The sequence below is a fragment of the Fictibacillus norfolkensis genome, assembly GCF_014836645.1.
GTDB classification, from domain to species: domain Bacteria; phylum Bacillota; class Bacilli; order Bacillales; family Fictibacillaceae; genus Fictibacillus; species Fictibacillus norfolkensis.
In genome coordinates, this window is sequence record NZ_JACSQM010000011.1 from 1 (window position 1) to 15173 (window position 15173).

The 15173-nt window shown below is 38.1% G+C and carries 13 protein-coding genes and 2 tRNA genes; 14 read left to right on the forward strand and 1 reads right to left on the reverse strand.

Translation table 11 applies throughout. The features are described from left to right. From H9648_RS17900 to rocF, 3 genes are all read left to right on the forward strand, one after another. Nucleotides 1-74: transfer RNA gene (locus H9648_RS17900), tRNA-Gly, on the forward strand. A gap of 13 nt (nucleotides 75-87) precedes the next feature. Then, nucleotides 88-163 (forward strand) — tRNA-Ala (locus H9648_RS17905). A gap of 599 nt (nucleotides 164-762) precedes the next feature. Beyond that, nucleotides 763-1662 carry an arginase gene (rocF, locus tag H9648_RS17910; RefSeq protein WP_191755165.1) on the forward strand — a complete coding sequence of 300 codons (900 nt, stop codon included), beginning with the start codon at nucleotides 763-765 and terminating at the stop codon, nucleotides 1660-1662. Between the two features lie 32 nt (nucleotides 1663-1694). Here the strand turns inward: rocF and H9648_RS17915 are convergent, their stop codons facing one another. Continuing rightward, nucleotides 1695-1865 (reverse strand): aspartyl-phosphate phosphatase Spo0E family protein, encoded by a 171-nt coding sequence (locus H9648_RS17915; protein ID WP_171005666.1) that lies wholly within the window; start codon nucleotides 1863-1865, stop codon nucleotides 1695-1697. A 200-nt stretch (nucleotides 1866-2065) separates the two neighbouring features. Between H9648_RS17915 and sigW the strand changes: the two genes are divergently transcribed. The 11 genes from sigW (at nucleotide 2066) to H9648_RS17965 (ending at nucleotide 15155) form a co-directional block, all read left to right on the forward strand. Beyond that, the gene (gene sigW, locus H9648_RS17920; RefSeq protein ID WP_144704627.1) at nucleotides 2066-2641 is read left to right on the forward strand and encodes an RNA polymerase sigma factor SigW; all 576 of its coding nucleotides are present in this window, start codon (nucleotides 2066-2068) and stop codon (nucleotides 2639-2641) included. Between the two features lie 5 nt (nucleotides 2642-2646). Then, nucleotides 2647-3309, forward strand: a complete 663-nt coding sequence (locus tag H9648_RS17925) for an anti-sigma factor family protein (RefSeq protein WP_191755166.1) — start codon at nucleotides 2647-2649, stop codon at nucleotides 3307-3309. A 228-nt stretch (nucleotides 3310-3537) separates the two neighbouring features. Beyond that, nucleotides 3538-4371 (forward strand): diadenylate cyclase CdaA, encoded by an 834-nt coding sequence (cdaA, locus tag H9648_RS17930; protein ID WP_191755167.1) that lies wholly within the window; start codon nucleotides 3538-3540, stop codon nucleotides 4369-4371. Further along, entirely contained in the window at nucleotides 4355-5677 is a 1323-nt protein-coding gene (locus H9648_RS17935) for a CdaR family protein (RefSeq protein WP_191755168.1), read from the forward strand. Before cdaA ends, H9648_RS17935 begins: the two co-directional genes overlap by 17 nt. Nucleotides 5678-5695: 18 nt before the next feature. After that, nucleotides 5696-7036, forward strand: a complete 1341-nt coding sequence (gene glmM / locus H9648_RS17940) for a phosphoglucosamine mutase (RefSeq protein ID WP_191755169.1) — start codon at nucleotides 5696-5698, stop codon at nucleotides 7034-7036. A gap of 480 nt (nucleotides 7037-7516) precedes the next feature. Next, the gene (gene glmS, locus H9648_RS17945) at nucleotides 7517-9319 is read left to right on the forward strand and encodes a glutamine--fructose-6-phosphate transaminase (isomerizing) (protein ID WP_191755170.1); all 1803 of its coding nucleotides are present in this window, start codon (nucleotides 7517-7519) and stop codon (nucleotides 9317-9319) included. Nucleotides 9320-9724: 405 nt separating this feature from the next. Then, nucleotides 9725-10270: a TnsA endonuclease N-terminal domain-containing protein gene (locus tag H9648_RS17950; protein ID WP_225218982.1), complete on the forward strand. Its 546-nt coding sequence runs from the start codon at nucleotides 9725-9727 to the stop codon at nucleotides 10268-10270. 9 nt (nucleotides 10271-10279) lie between these two features. Further along, the gene (locus tag H9648_RS20795) at nucleotides 10280-10564 is read left to right on the forward strand and encodes a TnsA endonuclease C-terminal domain-containing protein (RefSeq protein WP_225218983.1); all 285 of its coding nucleotides are present in this window, start codon (nucleotides 10280-10282) and stop codon (nucleotides 10562-10564) included. 13 nt (nucleotides 10565-10577) lie between these two features. Continuing rightward, the gene (locus tag H9648_RS17955; protein WP_191755171.1) at nucleotides 10578-12743 is read left to right on the forward strand and encodes a Mu transposase C-terminal domain-containing protein; all 2166 of its coding nucleotides are present in this window, start codon (nucleotides 10578-10580) and stop codon (nucleotides 12741-12743) included. After that, nucleotides 12727-14451: an AAA family ATPase gene (locus H9648_RS17960; RefSeq protein ID WP_191755172.1), complete on the forward strand. Its 1725-nt coding sequence runs from the start codon at nucleotides 12727-12729 to the stop codon at nucleotides 14449-14451. The genes H9648_RS17955 and H9648_RS17960 overlap by 17 nt, the downstream gene beginning before the upstream one ends. Nucleotides 14452-14477: 26 nt before the next feature. Next, nucleotides 14478-15155, forward strand: coding sequence for a TniQ family protein (locus H9648_RS17965; RefSeq protein WP_191755173.1), 678 nt, complete (start codon nucleotides 14478-14480; stop codon nucleotides 15153-15155). Nucleotides 15156-15173: the final 18 nt, after the last annotated feature.

Consider the following 15173-nt stretch of genomic DNA (forward strand, 5'->3'; position numbering starts at 1 on the left):
GCGGGTGTAGTTTAGTGGTAAAACAAGAGCCTTCCAAGCTCTGGTCGTGAGTTCGATTCTCATCACCCGCTCCATTTATTTTTCTTCGGGGCTTTAGCTCAGCTGGGAGAGCGCCTGCCTTGCACGCAGGAGGTCAGCGGTTCGATCCCGCTAAGCTCCACCATATACATAATTATTTTACTTCAGGCGATGCCTGAAGTTTTTTTGTTGTTTAGAAGACTTTAAAATACTTCTCGTTTGATAGAGATATTAACTTTTCGGGCTCCTAGTGTATAGTGTGATCACGTATACTTGAGTCAGTTATGGAATAGGGTTAAGGGTATGTGACTCATTTTTATTGTCGAACTATGACGACTCGCCGATATAGGAGCAAAACTCGCCGTATTATAGCCGAAATTCGCCGTATTATTTGCGAAATATCTAGAATTATTGCTGATATTATTAGAATTACGAGCAAAAATACCCTCAATGGTATTTGTTTTAGCGGTCTATTTTTCTACTCATGAAACTTGAACCTTCTAAAGATACCCGATTTCAGTACGGACAAGTTAAAACAAAGTGCTGCTCATTAAGGAAAGAAGATGGCTCAATGCCATCTTCTTTTTATCCAAAACCTCATAAATATGTAACCAAAGTCCGAAAGCGCTTTCTTTTTGGTATATCTATGCAACATTTTGTCCAGTTGAACCATGAAATCCCTTACAGCTACAATAGAGATAGATTTTCAAGTTTTATGTGTTTTTCATAAGGGAGGAAGAAAAAATGTTGAAAGATATTACAGTGATCGGAGTACCGATGGATTTAGGACAAATGCGCCGCGGTGTGGATATGGGGCCGAGTGCGATTCGATATGCGGGTGTTGTTGAACGCCTTGAAAACCTGGATTATCGTGTAGAAGATTTTGGTGATATAAATATTGCTCGTCCAGAAAAACAAAGTATTGAAAACGAAGGTAATCTAAAAAATTTGAAAGGTGTCATTGAAGCGAGTGAAAAGCTTTCACAAACGGTATCAAATGTAATCTCGAATAAGAAGTTTCCACTTGTACTAGGTGGCGACCATAGTATCGCCATTGGTACATTGGCTGGGGTTTCTAAACACTATGAGAATCTAGGTGTCATTTGGTATGATGCGCATGGGGACCTGAATACAGCGGATACATCTCCAAGTGGAAACATTCATGGAATGCCTCTTGCGGTAAGTATTGGAATTGGTCATGAAAGGCTTACAAACATAAGCGACTACACACCAAAGATCAAACCTGAAAATATTGTGATTATTGGAGCACGTTCATTAGATGAAGGAGAACGTGAGCTGATCAAAGAAAAAGGGATTAAAGTATATACGATGCATGAAGTGGATCGTCTAGGCATGGCGAAAGTTATGGAAGAGACGATTGAATACTTAGCACATACAGACGGTGTTCACTTAAGTCTGGATCTAGATGGTCTAGATCCACATGATGCACCTGGTGTTGGAACTCCGGTACTTGGAGGAATCAGCTATAGAGAGAGTCACTTAGCAATGGAAATGCTTGCTGAAGCGGAAATCATCACTTCAGCGGAATTTGTAGAAGTTAATCCTATTTTAGATGAAAAGAACAAGACAGCAACGGTAGCTGTAGCTTTAATGGGTTCTTTATTTGGAGAGAAACTACTATAATAGACGAAGACAAAATAAAAACAGTTGCCTCTTTATAGATGCAACTGTTCTTTTTCATTTATGCGTTGATATTGGTTAAGCAGGTGATCGATCTCTTGTGAGAGTTCAACTACTTCTTGTGCGATTAGTGGAAGATGTTTTGAGAGTTCATTCATTTGCTGTCTGGAGTGTTCGATCTGTTCGATTAATAAATCTCTATGCATACAAACTACCCCTTTCTGCCTCAGCATAATATTTTATATGATTAATATTCCCAGGTCAGATTTATTTAAAACGCATTATTTAGAAAAAAATACCTTTTTATTTCGTCAAATTCTGCAACATGATAAAATAAAAAAATATGTAAAGATTTGAAACTTATGAAATGCTGGTACGTAAATAAAATCCGAGTGGTGATAAGATAATGGACGCCTTAATAGCGAATATGGTGACCCAAGTTAAAAAAGGGGACCAAGAAGCGTTTGAAGGCATTGTGGACCTGTTTAAAGATAAAATATACCGGCATTGTTTCCGGATGGTCGGCAATGGACATGAAGCAGAAGATTTAGCACAAGAAACTTTTTTAAGAGCTTACCGTAATATAAGTAAGTACAACAGTGAATACAAATTTTCAACCTGGATTTTTCGTATCGCTACAAATCTTTGTATCGATAGGTTAAGGAAGAAGAAGCCAGATTATTATCTGGATGCAGAAGTGCCCGGAACAGACGGTGCTACTATGTATAGTCAGCTTTCTAGTGAAGAGCCTTTACCTGAAGAAGTGGTTACAGAGAATGAAGAATGGAATGAACTTCAGGCAGAGATCATGAAGCTTCCTGAAAAATACAGGACGGCTATTCTTTTAAAATACGTTGAAGATCTCTCATTAGAAGAGATCAGCAAGATTATGGACATACCCGTTCCAACAGTAAAAACTCGTATACATCGAGGTCGGGAAGCGTTGAAGAAAGTATTTCAAATGGTTGTAAAAACGAGGTGATAAAAATGCATGGTGAAGCTTCCGTATATGATGAATTAATGAATAAAGTACTTGATGGTGATGCAACAAAAGAAGAAGAACAAAACTTTCACAATCATCTTAAGGATTGTGAGACGTGTAGAGAAGAGTTTGAGCTGTTGACGGTTACACTGAAGGAATTGCAGCTGCAATCCCATATGAAGGCGCCAGAGGGCTTTACAGAGGCTGTAATGGCTAAATTGCCTAAAGAGAAGCAACAAGTTAAGTGGATGCGCTGGATGAAGAGCCATCCTGCTCTAACGGCTGCAGCGATTTTTGTGTTCTTTATGGCAGCGTCTGTGTTCACGAGCTATAATCAACAAGACCTCGCCGTTGTAAAAGGCGAAGGAAACCTGCAGATCAAAAAGAATGAACGCGTAGTTGTCGTTCCTGCTGGGGAAACAATTAAAGGCGATTTAGTTGTAGAGAATGCAGATGTTCGAATAGAAGGCAGAGTCGAAGGTGACGTAACGGTCATAAAAGGCGATCAATATCTTGCTTCGGCTGGGGAAGTAACAGGCCACAGTCAGGAAATTGGTCAAGTGGTCGAATGGGTATGGTATAAGTTGAAATCTTTAGTTAGTACGAATGATGAAGCAATGAATGACACTCATAAGGAAAGCCGTTCTCACACGGCTTTTTTTTCTTGATCAAATTTACTAAATTAGAACCATCATCCAACCATCATGAGTAAAACATGTGAAAGTCATGCCAAGTTTTCTTTACATTGAGGTATGCTATAATAAGTAGGTTAAAAAATTATTTTAAGTAGTGTTTAAAGGAATACTACTTTTCATGAGGTTTTTATCGAAACAATTTCATCTAAAGAACCACTAAATACTTCAACTTGGAAGACAAACTGGGTTGGGAGGGAATTTATGTTACCAATCGCTGATTTTAATATATTCAATTACATTACTCAGATTATAGATATCTTGTTAGTAACCTATGTGATCTATAAGCTTATCATGCTGATTCGCGGTACGAAAGCTGTTCAATTGCTAAAAGGAATAACCGTGATTATCGTCGTTTGGTTTCTAAGTAGTTCGTTCGATCTTAGAACGATGTCATGGCTGATGGACAAAGTGATTACATACGGTCTTCTTGCCATCATCATCATTTTCCAGCCAGAGTTAAGACGAGCACTAGAGCAGCTTGGACGTGGAAAGTTCTTTTCTCGTACAGGACTGCCTGAAGAAGAAGAGACGGAAAAAGCCATTGCCGCGATCTGTAAATCGACGAACTATATGTCTAAGCGACGAATAGGAGCGATCATGTCGATCGAACGAGAAACGGGATTGAGTGAATACGTGGAAACCGGCATACCCATTAAAGCGCATCTATCTTCCGAATTGTTGACAAATATTTTTGTGCCGAACACGCCTTTACATGATGGGGCAGTCATCATTAAACAAAGTCAGATCTATGCAGCTGGGTGCTATTTACCATTGACGGAAAGTCCGTTTGTTTCAAAAGAGCTTGGAACTAGACACAGAGCTGCACTAGGGATCAGTGAAGTAACAGATGCCATAACGGTTATCGTTTCTGAGGAAACAGGTACGATTTCACTTACGAAAAACGGAGAGATCTATCGTAACCTGGACGAAGAGTCTTTAAGAAATTTGTTAAACGCAGAATTGATTATTGCCAACAAGTCCACTTCCTCAACTCGCTGGAATTGGAGGGGAAAGAAAAATGGACAAACTCCTTAGTAGTTCATGGTTTGTAAAAATTATTGCTTTCCTCCTAGCCCTCATGATGTACACGATCGTAACGATGGAGACGCAGGAAGAAGCAGCGAACAATTCAATCTTCTCTAAAATGTATACCGAAAGTGAGACGATTGAGAACGTACAGATCAAACCATACTTTGATGACAACCAATACGTACTTACCGATATGCCATCATCGGTTGATCTTACTCTAACAGGATCCAGCCGTTTGATTACAAAAGCGACAAAAGTAGATAAAGAATTCGAAGTCTATATTGACCTCACGAATATGAAACCTGGGAACAAGCGGGTAAAAGTTCAAGTTCAAGGTCTGCCTGAGGGTGTAAAGGCTAAGATTAATCCAGATTACGTAGATGTTATTCTGCATAAAAAAGTAACAAAAGAAATGAACGTGAACGTGGACCTGAAGAACAAAAGAAAAATGCCTGAAGGATATACAGCAGGTGAAGTTGAGTTCTCACCGAGAACGGTTGATGTGACGGGTGCAGAAGGGATGATCGATCAGATCTCATTCATCACAGGATTTGTTGATGTAACGGATGCAGATGAATCGATTCAAACAAAAGTTCCACTGCGTGCATACAATCAGCAAGGAGATTTAATCGATGTTCAGATCAACCCAGGAGTAGCTGAAGTATCCGTACCGATCAAGAAGCCAAAGAAAACGGTACCGATTTCTATCGAAACGAAAGGGAAATTAGATGAGGGACTTTCTCTTCAATCGATCACATCGAATCCGAGCGAGATCACATTAACAGGTACAACAACTTCTCTAGAAAAAATTGATTCTTTTAAAGAGATAACGATAGATTTAAGTGAGATCAAAAAAGATACGACACTTACTGTTGATGTTCCTGTACCAGATGGGATCGACGACGTTTCTTTAAAAGAGGTAACAGTAGAAGTTAACGTTGAAGAAACGGGTACTGAGACGGAAACAGAAGCAGATGCCGATGCCGAAACGGAAGCAGAACCAGAAGCGGCTGATCAAGAGTCGACAAAAACATTTAGTGATGTTCCATTAACACTGCTCGGAAGTGACGCTGACAAACAAGCAACGTTTCTAGATCCAGCAGATGGAGTTGTCGATGTAACGGTAGGAGGAAAAAAGAGTGTGCTTAACTCTCTGAAAAAGTCAGATCTGCAAGGAATCGTAGATGTGAGTTCACTCGATCAAGGGACCCATAAAGTGAAGATAGATTGGAAAAATCCAGGGGATGTTGAACTGACAGGTACAGTTCAGGAAGCCAGTGTGGAAATTCAAACAGAGACTAGCAGTCAATAGTTGAAGGAGAGAGCAATAATGGGAAAATATTTTGGTACCGACGGAGTTAGAGGAGTAGCAAATACAGAACTTACGCCTGAATTAGCATTTAAATTAGGGCGCTTTGGAGGATATGTTCTTACAAAAAATACAGAAAGACCTAAAATCTTAATCGGGCGTGACACACGTATTTCGGGGCAGATGCTAGAGGGTGCTCTTGTAGCGGGACTTCTATCCATCGGTGCGGAAGTAATGCGTTTAGGCGTAATCTCTACTCCTGGAGTTGCTTTCTTAACAAAAGCTTTAGGCGCACAAGCAGGTGTTATGATTTCAGCTTCGCATAACCCGGTAGCAGATAACGGGATTAAATTCTTTGGAGCAGATGGCTTCAAATTGTTAGATGAGCAGGAAGCGGAAATCGAAGCACTATTAGATAATGAAAAAGATGAACTTCCTCGTCCTGTAGGCGGAGACTTAGGGTCTGTCAGCGATTATTTCGAAGGCGGACAAAAGTATATGCATTATCTGAAACAAACGGTTCCTGGAGATTTCTCTGGTCTTCATATCGCTTTAGATTGTGCGCACGGAGCAACATCGTCACATGCTCCACACTTGTTTGCTGATCTTGAAGCAGACATCTCTACGATGGGTACAAGTCCGAACGGTCTAAACATCAATGAAGGTGTAGGAAGTACACATCCAGAGAAACTTGCTGAACTTGTAAAAGAAAAAGGCTGCGACATGGGGCTGGCATTTGATGGTGACGGAGACCGTTTGATCGCGATCGATGAAAAAGGAAACATCGTCGATGGAGACCAAATCATGTTCATCTGTGCAAAGCACCTGAAAGAACAAGGACGTTTGAAGCAGGATACAGTCGTTTCTACAGTAATGAGTAACTTAGGTTTCTATAAAGCTGTAGAAGCAAACGAGATGAAATCTGCACAAACAGCTGTAGGTGACCGTTATGTAATGGAAGAGATGCGTAAGAACGACTTTAACCTTGGTGGAGAACAGTCTGGTCATATCATCTTCTTAGACTACACGACAACAGGAGACGGGCTTCTGTCTGGCATTCAGCTTGCTTCGATCTTAAAAGCTACTGGAAAGCCACTATCCGAACTTGCAGGTGAGATGGCAAAATTCCCGCAGCTTCTTATTAATGTAAAAGTAGCGGATAAGTCTAAGTTAAACGGAAACGATGCTATCAAAGCGGCGATCGATAACGTAGAAACAGAGCTTGAAGGAAATGGGCGAGTACTTGTACGTCCTTCTGGAACGGAGCCACTCGTGCGTGTAATGGTTGAAGCTCCAACCGAAGAACTCTGCCAAGAACATGCAGATAAAATCGTAGAAGTGGTAAAGGCTGAGCTTGTTTAAATTAAATAGTAATTGTCCCTCATAAAATAAAAAAGGGCACGAAACATATGCATATGCTGCTCACAGAAAGAGCTGTGTATGCATATTTTTATTATTATGGAACATTATGTTTCAATTTTTTCTCAGATTGGGAAAGAATAATAATTGACGGTTTTGAAAAACCCGTGTATGATTATTTTTGTTTACTTCAAATAAAAGGAAGGAGTTTACAGTTAATCATTCATCCAAAAGCGCCTGAACTGCTGACCGGGAAAAGAGCAGTTGACGAGGAAGAGGTTCATCGATATTTCGGCGGATGCCTCTCGGAACATCACTTCCGTAAGCTTTTGTTCAAACCAGGTAAGGTGACTTCCTGTACAAAGACGAAAGCAAGTGAAAAAAATAAAAATAGAGAACATAGGTGGGGTTGTGAGCCCCGCTCACGGCCCCCTTATGAAAGCCGTCAGCAGAGTGTGATGGCTTTAAGGAGGACGCTTATTTATGTGTGGAATCGTTGGATATATTGGGAATAATGACGCGAAGGAAATCCTTTTACGCGGATTAGAAAAATTAGAATACCGCGGATATGACTCAGCTGGTATCGCTGTACTTAATGAAGACGGAGTTCATGTGTTCAAAGAAAAAGGACGTATTGCAAATCTTCGTGAAAACGTAGATCTTGGAGTAGATGCATCCGTTGGTATCGGACATACACGCTGGGCAACACACGGAGTTCCAAGCAGAGTTAACTCTCATCCACACCAAAGTTCAACAGAACGCTTTACACTTGTACACAACGGTGTAATCGAGAACTATGAACAGGTGAAGAAACAATACATCTCAGGTGTTGAATTGTTGTCTGAAACAGATACAGAAGTTATCGTTCAGCTAGTAGAATACTTTGTGAACGAAGGCATGGAAGTGGAAGAAGCATTCCGCCGCACGCTTTCAGAATTAAAAGGTTCTTATGCGATCGGACTAATCGACAACCAAAACCCTGAAACCATCTATGTTGGTAAGAACAAGAGCCCGTTATTGGTAGGTAAGGGTGAAGGCTTTAACGTTATTGCGAGTGACGCAATGGCTATGCTTTCTCAAACCGATCAATACGTTGAATTAATGGATAAAGAAATTGTAATCGTGACAAGCGACAGCTATACGATCAAGACTCTTGACGGTACAGTTGTTGAGCGCGCACCATATACAGCTGAATTAGATGCAAGCGACATCGAAAAAGGCACGTATCCTCATTTCATGTTAAAAGAAATCGATGAGCAGCCTTTCGTAATGCGTAACATCATCAATCAATACCAAAATGAAAATGGCGATCTTAAGCTGGATGATGATATTCGTGCTGCAATGAAAGACGCGGACCGTGTCTATATCATCGCTTGCGGAACGAGCTACCATGCAGGTCTTGTTGGAAAACAGCTCATTGAAAACATCGCGAACATCCCTGTTGAAGCACACATCGCGAGTGAGTTTGTTTACAACATGCCGCTTTTATCACAAAAGCCGTTGTTCATCTTCATCTCACAGTCCGGTGAGACTGCGGACAGCCGTGCCGTATTGGTTGAAGTGAAGAGACTCGGACACAAAGCATTAACGATCACGAACGTTCCAGGATCTACACTTTCTCGTGAAGCAAACTACACGCTTAACTTGTATGCAGGTCCTGAGATCGCAGTAGCATCCACAAAAGCATACACAGCTCAAATCGCAGTACTGGCGATCCTAGCAGTTGACTCAGCTCGTGCAAAAGGCATCGAGTTAGACTTCAATCCACTGCAAGAGCTTGCAATCGTTGCAAACGCGATGGAAGTTCTTTGTGATCAAAAAGAAGAGATGGAGAAGATTGCTCGTGAGTTCTTAGCTGTAACTCGTAACGCATTCTTCATCGGGCGTGCTGCTGACTTCTACGTATGTTTAGAAGCTGCACTAAAATTAAAAGAAATCTCTTACATCCAAGCAGAAGGTTTTGCTGGAGGAGAATTAAAGCACGGTACGATCGCATTGATCGAAGACGGTACACCAGTTATCGCTCTTGCAACTCAAGAGCATGTTAACTTAAGCATCCGTGGTAACGTGAAAGAAGTAGCGGCACGTGGCGCTTACACATGCGTAATCTCTATGGATGGTCTGCAAGAAGAAGGCGACCGCGTCGTTCTTCCGAAGATCCACCCATACTTGACGCCGTTAGTATCTGTACTTCCAATGCAGCTGATCTCTTACTACGCAGCGCTTCACCGCGACTGTGACGTAGATAAGCCGCGTAACCTTGCGAAGTCAGTAACAGTAGAATAGATCATTTAATAACACAAAACCTCCTGTTCACCAACAATAATGTTAGTAACTAAACATTATTGTTGGTAACTCTTGATTGTAGTAGGTAACTAAACAAAACAAATATAGTGAGTTACCAAAATAGTGATATAAGTATAATTAAATAAATTTCTGTCAAACATGTATTATTAGGTAATTAAATTTACCAGGGCGAAATTGTTGCTAATGGTTAAATCTTAACCTTAAAGCACCAATTAACATTTAAAAACTTTAAGAAAAGGTTTCGAAATTATATAAGCATTAGAAATTATTAGTATATAAACTAATGCTTTTTTAATTTACCTTTTTCTAAGTTTAATGTTAATTGGTGCTTTTTATTTTGCTATTTTACTTTGACTTTTAAAAAAAACTGAGAGGAATGTATCAATGTTGAAAGGGACAAAGTTACAAAAACGACAACAAAAACAAATTAATGACGGAAGAGGACAGGGGTCTGGAAAGGATTATTTACCCTTTATACAAGCACATGACAATAAGGTTGCATCTGAAGGTTGGTTAACTAGACACCTTGGTTGGAAAACACAAAGAATCCACCATACATTGTCTAGTCATGAAAGAAAATACCTGTATTTTTTGGAATGGATTGATACAGTTGTTGACATTAGAGAACAGTTTCCTTTACTACCGTTAAACCGAACAGAAGAAATAGCCAAGCAGCTTGGTATAAAACATGCACACGTAGATGGAGTACCCGTTGTGATGACTACTGACTTTTTGATAACATTACGAACTTCACAAGGGTTAATTGATATTGTACGAACGGTTAAACCTGCCTCAAAATTAACTAAACGGACTTTAGAGTTATTTGAAATCGAAAGAAGGTTCTTCGTAGAACAGGGTATAGATTGGGGTATTGTGACCGAACAACGAATGCCAGATATTTTTATATCAAATGTAGAGTGGATGTATTAAGCAAGGTACTTGGATACTAGACCTAATATAGATGAAGAGCTTATTTCGCTAATTAATGAAGACCTTTTTAAAGTTATAATTCACGATCAAGGTAATACGTCCATAAGTAAATTGTGCCTCAGATGTGACAAGTCATTAGGCATAGAAAATGGGACAAGTATGTTTATCCTGAAGCACATGCTTGCAACTAAAAAATGGAGTACCGACATGAATACAAAAATAAAAAATTCGAATCCATTAAAAATAGTTGATTGTAAAGAACCAAATATTTCTCGTAATAAAAATGTAGGATGAAGGGAGTAAAAAAATGATTATCTACCAAAATAGCATAATTGAATTGCTTGACTCAGATTTAAAAACAGAAAAAATTATTCGAGTCCTCTGGATATCACCTAATCAAGAAGATATTTATGTGGTGGATATAAGCGACTATAAAAAGATGACTTTCCCATTTCCTTTAAAATATACGGAGTTATTAACTGATTTGGAAGATGATAGAGCGCAAGTAGTACAAGTAGATCCGGATCTACGATTGGTTTCACCAGATCCAGCCTATTTGGAAAAGTACAAAAAAGACAGGGACAATAACTGGAATATTATTAAGGATATTGTTTGCCAGGAACCGGAAATATACATATCGATTTACCGCGGAACTTTAGTTGAGGAAACGAAAGAGAAGACAGGGAAGTCTAAAAAAGAAATATATAAATTTCTCAAGAAGTATTGGTTCTATGGAAAAACAATAAATGCTCTCCTAAAAAACTACTTTGAATGTGGCCGTAGTTTTAAACCAAGGAATTATACAAAGAAACCTGGACCAAAATCAAAAGATGGTAATGAGTGGATTGTTACCGAAAAGGATAAAGAAATCTTCAGAAAAGCTATAAAAAAATTTCACACAAAAGAAAAGATGGATCTTACAGCGACACATCAACATATGTGTGAAGAATGGTATAAATCTGGTTTTTATCGTGAACATGGAGTAATGGTGCCGATAGTAGACTTTAGAAATGCTCCTTCTTTACGGCAATTTACATATTGGTATAAAAAGGAAATTTCTCCTATGCAAAGGTATTCAAATCGAAGAGGTAAACGAAAAGCAGAAATGGACGTAAGACCGATTCAAGGAAATCCAACCGCGAGGGCAATTGGTATAGGACATCTATATGAAATTGATTCTACACCGGCAGATATAATTCTGGTTGCAGAGGACAGGGAAACGATAATTGGTACGCCTACTTTATATATAGTTAAAGATGTTTATAGTCGTATGATTACAGGTTTTCATGCCAGTTTAAGTCCTGCGTCTAGAATTGAACTCATGGTAGCAATGATTAATGCAGCGTCTGAAAAAGTAGAGTTTTGTAGGCAATACGGAATTGAGATAAAAGAACATGACTGGCCTTGTAAAAACCTACCGGTATTTTTGTCAGGTGACCGTGGTGAATTGAAAAGTAAATGGGCTGAAAATCTAGTCAACCTTAAGGTTGATGTGGATAATGCACCCTCTTATCGTGGTGATTTAAAGCCCTTTGTAGAGCAACATTTCAGGATAATTAATAAAGAAATTCGTGAGCTTTTTTATAAGGCAGGAGCAAAACCTCCTAAAATGATAGAAAGAGGTGATGAAGATCCTACGGGTAAAGCTGCGTTAACCATTTATGAATTTACACAATTTATGATTCTACAAATCCTTACCTATAATAAAAGCGCCCTTCCAGAAGAGTTTTTGGTGACTAAGGAAATGTTTGAGGAAAAAGTAGAATTATCTCCAAAAGGAATATGGGAATGGGGAGAAAGTAAATCAGCCTTACATGAAGAACAGCAGGATGTGCTTATATATAATCTTTTACCGAAAGAACAATCAACAGTAACTAGAAGAGGAATTAAGTTTTCGAATATGTACTATACAAGTGATTTAGGGTTGAAGTACGGCTGGTTTGTGGATGAAAAGATTGATCAAAAGAAGGAAATTGAAATTAGGTATGATCCTCGAAATGTTAGTTGTATTTTTATCCGTATGAACAATGGAAAGATCGAAAAGTGTTTCCTAACAGAAAAGTATAAAGAATATGATGGTTTACATCTAGAGGATGTTAAGGCAATCATGCAATATAAAAAAGATGAAATTAGGAACAAAGAGAGTGAAGAGAAACAACACAAAGCAGTATTACACGCATACTCAAAAAATTTGGCTAATGAAGCGATAAGAAAAACAAAGGAAGCTACTGAATTTTTGAGTCTAGCACAAAGGAAAAAAGACAGGAGGGATACAAAAAAATCAGAAAGTAGGTTTGTAGGTAGCCATAATGCTTTCACTGCAAAGAAATTATTGGACACAAATAATGAAAAGATAGAAACTGCTGAAGTTATTACCTTTCCAAATAAAATTGAAAATGATGCGACAAAAATACAGAAACTTTTTGGCGCTATGAATAAAGAAAGGAGAAGTGGACGTGAATCTCTGGAATGAAGGTCAAGAATTGTTAAATGGTGTTCATTGCAAGGCTGAGTATAATGAACAAATTGTAGATCGAAATCAAGGAAATCCTTTTATTGAAGCGATACCAAACCGTTTAGATATTGAAAGCTTTTACGACAAATTATATTCAGTACCCATGTTTAAAACAGAAAACTTGGAATTAGGAATTGAAGACCGTTTGGAACTTGTACAGCAAATAAAGCCTAGCTTTTGGTTACCCCTTCCTAATCATTATGATAAATACAGGAGTCTTTACAATATGATAAAAATAGGTTATCAATCAAGAAATCCTATTACGGTAATGTATAACCGACAATTTGCTATGGGCTGGGATAAAATCCTTGTTACAGGTTTAGATGAAACCGGTGCAAATATTGCAGGTAACATTCAAACTGCCCAAAGTTCAACTGAAATTGGTTTAAGTGGTATGGGGAAGAGTAAAGTATACGAACGGATACTAAAACTATTGTTTCCACAAGTTATTCATCATAGTGAGTACAAAGGAAGAAAGTTACTTACGACACAAGTGGTTTGGCTTAAAATTGAGTGCCCAAGCGGTAAATCCTTAGGTGCGTTATGTAAAAACTTTTATGCAGCTGTTGATGATTTACTGGGAAGTAGTTTTTATGAAAAACACGGAGCAAAAGGTGGGACAATCGATGATTTAGCGAAAAGAATGGTTAGGGTGGCAGCTCAAATTAATCTTGGTGTACTAATTATTGATGAGATACAGAATGTTCAAAAGGCGCATTCTGGTGGTGATGAGAGAATAATTAATTTCATAACGGAATTGGTTAACACAATAGGAATTCCAGTCATTGTGATAGGGACATTTAAAGCAATGTATCTATACAAAAAATCATTAGCTGTTTCACGTAGAGGCATTCCAGATATGTACAATGAAAATGTCACAACTCTAATGCTGGATGATAGTTGGGAATGGAATGAATTCCTAAAGAATCTTTGGGATTTGCAATACACTGTAAAATATACTCCACTAACAGAAGACTTAAAAAAGGTAATGTATTACCAAACGTTAGGCATACCTGATATAGCTGTGAAGTTATTTATGCATGTACAGGCTAAAGCGATATTAAATGGAGAAGAAATCACTGTACCACTTCTAAATGATGTAGCCTCAAAGAGTTTAAAGCTTCTTCAACCAATTTTTGAAAGGATAAGAAGGGGGAGCTCCATTTCGTTGTTAGACGAATTGGATGACGTCAACTTAGAATGGGGTTCGTTTAACGACTATTTTAAACAAGCATCTCACTGTGTAAATCTATATGGTAAAGCAGCAATGGATCATTCTCGTGTTATTCAACAAAAAAATAAAGACTCAATACTTACTGAACTAGTCCAATTTGCTTTAAACATAGTTTCAAGTAATGAATTAGCAGAATCACTCGCACTAACTGTTTTTCAAGGGAGTGAGGGGATGGGGAATAAGACAAACATGTTCGCTCATTTAGCACAACTAGCATTGAATAATACGTTGCCAATCTCAGTAACCGAGAATGTTAATCATGAAAGTAATTTACCGAAGTTAGCAAAGCCCAAAAAAGTTAAACCTTTACTAGAGCAATGTGATATTCGTTTTATAGTCAATGAAGGATTAAAAAAAGGATTGTCTTCCGAAGAAGCTTTGTTTGAAGCGGGTTTAGTAAAAGAATATGATGAAATGTCTGAAATCATCTAAAAATTAGCCACTTTACGGAGGGAAAAATGACACCATTAACGTCTTTTCCAGAACCTTATCCTGATGAAGACTTCAGGAGTTTGGTTTATCGTTATCATATTAGATCTTCTAACAGGACACTGACAGAAACTAATATAGATTTATTTGAAAAAAAATCTGGGAAGTACTCGGTATTTCCAACCAAACTAATAACTTTTTTAAGGAATTTACCAATTGGTCATACATATAGTCTAGATTACTTTATTTCAAACCATACGTGGTATGGTTTGATTTTTGCTTTCATGAATGATGAAAAGAGGAAAGAGCTTACAGAAGCTATTAAATTTGGGAGTGAAAACTCATTTTACATGTCTGTTAACGGAACCAATAATTTATTTTCACCCACAATTCGTTACTGTCCATTGTGTTTAAAGGAGGATTCTGAGTTATATGGTGAATCATTTATTCATAGAAAACACCAAATAAACTTTATGAACTATTGTCATAGGCATAATGTACAGTTAATTGATGAATGTAGTTGTTGTCATACGGACTTAACCAATTTATCCTATACTGGGTTAAAAAGACGTCCGAGTTGTAAAAATGGCCACGATCAAACAAATGATTATATATCCATTTCGGTTGGTGAATCTGAGAAATTAAAAATTGATGTATTTAATCTTTTTTGTTTTTTTAATGAACAATATCGTATTTTAATTCAGTAAAAATAACTCATAAAATCC